This window comes from Vogesella lacus (assembly GCF_979366295.1).
In genome coordinates, this window is the sequence record NZ_CEETQT010000054.1 from 1 (window position 1) to 255 (window position 255).

Annotated in this window: 1 protein-coding gene; it reads right to left on the reverse strand. The window is 63.9% G+C overall.

The features are described 5' to 3' along the window. On the reverse strand, positions 1-255 hold a 255-nt coding region (locus ACZ9W6_RS17695; RefSeq protein ID WP_465192497.1), incomplete at both ends, for a hypothetical protein.

The window sequence follows — 255 nt, forward strand, 5'->3', positions numbered from 1 at the left end:
TGGGCTGTCGTCAAGGCCACCACTTGCGTGGTCGTCAGCGCCGCCAGATCCGCTGTCTCCAGTGCCGCAATCTGCGTGGTCGTCAGCGCCGCAATCTGACCTGTCGTCAGGTTCGATGCCTGGCTTGTCGTCAGACCTGCAATCGCTGCCGTCGACAGCTTGCTGATGTCCGCCACTTCCATTGCCGCCAGCTGTGTCGTCGTCAGCGCCGCTACCTGCGTCGCACTCAGCACACCGGCTTGCGCTGTCGTCAGC